This is a genomic window from Arthrobacter sp. TB 26 (assembly GCF_000427315.1).
In the GTDB taxonomy this organism is placed as follows: Bacteria; Actinomycetota; Actinomycetes; order Actinomycetales; family Micrococcaceae; genus Arthrobacter.
Genome location: NZ_AUPJ01000262.1, coordinates 1 through 3,903, shown reverse-complemented (window position 1 = coordinate 3,903; position 3,903 = coordinate 1). Strand labels below are relative to the sequence as shown.

At 68.5% G+C, this 3,903-nt stretch carries 3 protein-coding genes; all 3 read left to right on the top strand.

Features of this window, described 5'->3' with window-relative positions; all coding sequences use genetic code 11:
• Nucleotides 1–78 precede the first annotated feature (78 nt).
• Complete coding sequence (gene dusB / locus K789_RS0109630) at nt 79–1,260, top strand: tRNA dihydrouridine synthase DusB (protein WP_024366576.1); 1,182 nt, start codon at nt 79–81, stop codon at nt 1,258–1,260.
• Entirely contained in the window at nt 1,253–2,545 is a 1,293-nt protein-coding gene (locus tag K789_RS0109625) for a deoxyguanosinetriphosphate triphosphohydrolase (RefSeq protein ID WP_024366575.1), read from the top strand. The genes dusB and K789_RS0109625 overlap by 8 nt, the downstream gene beginning before the upstream one ends.
• A 73-nt stretch (nt 2,546–2,618) precedes the next feature.
• A partial coding sequence (gene dnaG / locus K789_RS0109620; RefSeq protein WP_024366574.1) for a DNA primase occupies nt 2,619–3,903 on the top strand: 1,285 nt, incomplete at its 3' end.

The following is a 3,903-nucleotide window of genomic DNA, read 5'->3' as shown; positions in this document are numbered from 1 at the left end:
CCCCGCGGGACTGACGCCGGGTTTCCACATAGCAGGCGCGGATCCGGCCGATTTGCCCGGATTTGAGACAATGAACAGGTGACTGTTGTAGCTACCCCTCCCGCCCCCAAGCTGGAACTCCCGCCCCTGAAGCTGGGCCCCCTCACGGTGGACACCCCCGTGATCCTGGCTCCCATGGCGGGCATTACCAACTCCGCGTTCCGCAGGCTCTGCCGTGNNNNCGGCGGCGGCCTGTACGTCGCGGAGATGGTCACGTCCCGTGCCCTCGTGGAGCGCACCCCGGAATCCCTGCGCATCATTGCGCACGACGACGACGAGAAAGTCCGCTCCGTCCAGCTCTACGGCGTGGACCCCGTCACTGTCGGCCAGGCCGTCCGGATGCTTGTCGAGGAAGACCGCGCGGACCACATCGACCTCAACTTCGGCTGCCCGGTGCCCAAGGTGACCCGGCGGGGCGGCGGCTCAGCCCTGCCCTGGAAGATCGACCTGTTCACCTCGATCGTGCGGACCGCCGTCAAGGAAGCCTCCAAGGGCAACGTCCCGCTGACCATCAAGATGCGCAAGGGCATCGACGAGGACCACCTCACGTACCTCGACGCCGGCCGGATCGCCCGCGATTCCGGGGTAGCCGCCGTCGCGCTCCACGGCCGCACCGCCGCGCAGTTCTACTCCGGCCAGGCCGACTGGTCCGCGATTGCCCGGCTGCGCGAAGCGTTGCCGGACATCCCGGTGCTCGGCAACGGCGACATCTGGTCCGCCGAGGACGCCGTCCGCATGGTCCGCGAGACCGGCGTCGACGGCGTGGTGGTGGGCCGCGGCTGCCAGGGCCGCCCGTGGCTGTTCGGCGACCTCATGGCCGCGTTCGAAGGCAGCGACGAGCGGCACAAGCCGGACCTCGGGCAGGTGGCGGAAAGCGTGTACCGCCATGCCGAGCTGATGGTCGAAACGTTCGGCAACGATGAAGGCAAGGCGCTGCGCGAAATCCGCAAGCATATGGCCTGGTATTTCAAGGGCTATGTGGTCGGCAGCGAACTGCGGACCAAACTGGCGATGGTCACCAGCCTCGAGGTCCTCCGCGCAACGCTGGATCAGCTCGACCTCGATTCCCCGTACCCCGGTGTTGACGCCGAGGGCCCCCGAGGCCGCGCAGGCTCGCCCAAGAAGCCGGCCCTGCCCAAAGACTGGCTGCTGGACCGCAACATGGACGCCGAACAGTCGCGGGAGATCTGCCACGCGGAACTGGACGTGTCCGGTGGCTGAAACCAGGACCACCGCGCCCGTGCTGGACGGCTATGTTGCCCGCGACGCCGCCCGCTGGGTGGAGGAGCCGCCCAAGTCCACCTACCGCTCCGACTTCGAACGCGACCGTGCCCGGGTGCTGCATTCCTCGGCCCTGCGCCGACTGGGGGCAAAAACCCAGGTCGTGGCCCCGGACACCGACGACTTCGTCCGTACCCGCCTCACCCACAGCCTCGAGGTCGCCCAGGTGGGCCGCGAACTGGGCCGTGCCCTGGGCTGCGACCCCGATGTCGTGGACACCGCCTGCCTCAGCCATGACCTCGGCCACCCGCCCTTCGGCCACAACGGCGAATCGGCCCTCAACGAGGTCGCCCATGCGATTGGCGGCTTCGAGGGCAACGCCCAGACGCTGCGTCTGCTGACCCGTCTCGAACCCAAGGTCCTTGCCCCGGACGGGCGTCCCGCCGGGCTGAACCTCACGCGGGCCAGCCTCGACGCCGCCGCGAAGTACCCGTGGTCGGCCGCGAACGCCCCCATCATCCGCGGCGAGCGGACCAGCAAGTTCGGCGCCTACGAGGACGACCTGCCGATTTTCGACTGGATCCGCGAGGACGCCCCGGAGCGCCGCTCCTGCCTCGAAGCGCAGGTCATGGACCTCGCCGACGACATTTCCTACTCTGTGCACGACGTCGAGGACGCGATCGTCGCCGGGCATTTCCAGCTGCGCTGGATGGACAACCCGGACCACCGCGCCCGGGTGGTCGGCTATGCGAAGCAGTGGTATCTTCCGCAGAACGACCCCGCCGCGATTGACGCGGCCCTTGCCCGGCTGGAGGCCACGAGCGTCTGGGTGCGCGAGGCCGATGGCAGCCGCAAGTCGATGGCAGCGCTCAAGGACATGACGAGCCAGCTGATCGGCCGGTTCTGCCAGAGTGCGCTGGCATCCACCCGCGCCGTGTACGGCCCGGAGAACCTGACCCGCTACAACGCGGAGCTGATCGTCCCGGACGAGACCGTGATGGAAATCGCGGTCATGAAGGGCCTGGCCACCACCTTCGTGATGACCACCGAGCACCGGCAGCCCATCTACGAACGCCAGCGCGAGGTCCTGCACGCCCTCGTCACGGCCCTGAGCGCCACCGGCGACCGCCACTTGGAGCCGATGTTCGCGGCCGACTGGCGTGACGCGGAGGACGCCGGCGCCCGGCTGCGTGTCGTGATCGACCAGGTGGCGTCCCTGACCGACGGGTCCGCGCTGGCCATGTACGAGCGGCTCNTCGTGGGCAGCCTGCCGTCGCTGTGGTGACGGGTCTGGTGACCTTGCCCGCACTGTCCCGCTTTGCGCTGGTCCTGTCGGGGCGGGGTACTAGGATGGCACTGTGGCCGGCCTGATCAAACGTGAAGATATCGACGAAGTACGCCAGCGCACGGACATCAAGGAAGTCGTCGACGGCTATGTGACCCTCAAGGGCGCAGGACTCGGTTCCTTCAAGGGCCTGTGCCCCTTCCACGACGAGCGTTCGCCCTCCTTCACCGTCCGTCCCCAGGTGGGCCGGTACCACTGCTTCGGCTGCGGCGAAGACGGCGATGTCATCTCCTTCGTCCAGAAACTGGACCACACGTCCTTCCACGAGGCCGTGGAAAAACTGGCCGCCCGGATCGGCTTCGAGCTCCGGTACGAGGACGGCGGCTCCGGACCGAACCGCGAGGACGTCGGCCGGCGGCAGCGCCTGCTCGACGCCCACAAAGTCGCGGACGAGTTCTTCCGCGCCCAGCTGCTGACCCCCGGGGCCACCGAGGGCCGCAACTTCCTGCACGACCGCGGCTTCGACCGCGCCGCCGCAGACCAGTTCGGCGTCGGCTACGCCCCGCAGGGCTGGGACTCGCTGCTCAAACACCTCCGCGGCAGGGGGTTCACCGATCCCGAACTCAAACTCACGGGGATGTTCTCGGAGGGCGGCCGGGGCATCTATGACCGGTTCCGCGGCCGGCTCATCTGGCCCATCCGCGACATCGCCGGCGACACCATCGGCTTCGGCGCCCGCAAGCTCTACGAGGACGACCAAGGCCCCAAGTACCTGAACACCCCCGAGACCGCGCTCTACAAGAAGTCGCAGGTCCTCTACGGGATCGACCTCGCCAAGCGCAACATCGCCAAGGACCGCCAGATCGTCGTTGTGGAGGGCTACACCGACGTCATGGCCTGCCACCTGGCCGGGATCACCACCGCGGTCGCCACCTGCGGCACGGCATTCGGCACCGAGCACATCAAGATTGCCCGCCGCCTGCTCTCCGACGACGGCAGCGGCGGCGAAGTCATTTTCACCTTCGACGGCGACGCCGCCGGCCAGAAGGCGGCCTTGCGCGCCTTCGAGGAGGACCAGCGGTTCGTCGCGCAGACTTACGTGGCTGTGGAGCCCAACGGCGCAGACCCATGTGAGCTGCGTCAGTCCAAGGGCGACGCCGCCGTCCGGGACCTGATCGCTACCCGCCGTCCGCTGTTTGAATTCGCCATCCGTGCCACCCTGAAACGGCACAACCTGGACACGGTCGAGGGCCGGATCGCCGCCCTGCGGGAATCCGCCCCGGTTGTCGCCCAGATCCGTGACGCAGGAATCCGGCCCGCCTACGCCCGGGAACTGTCCGGCTGGCTGGGCATGCCGG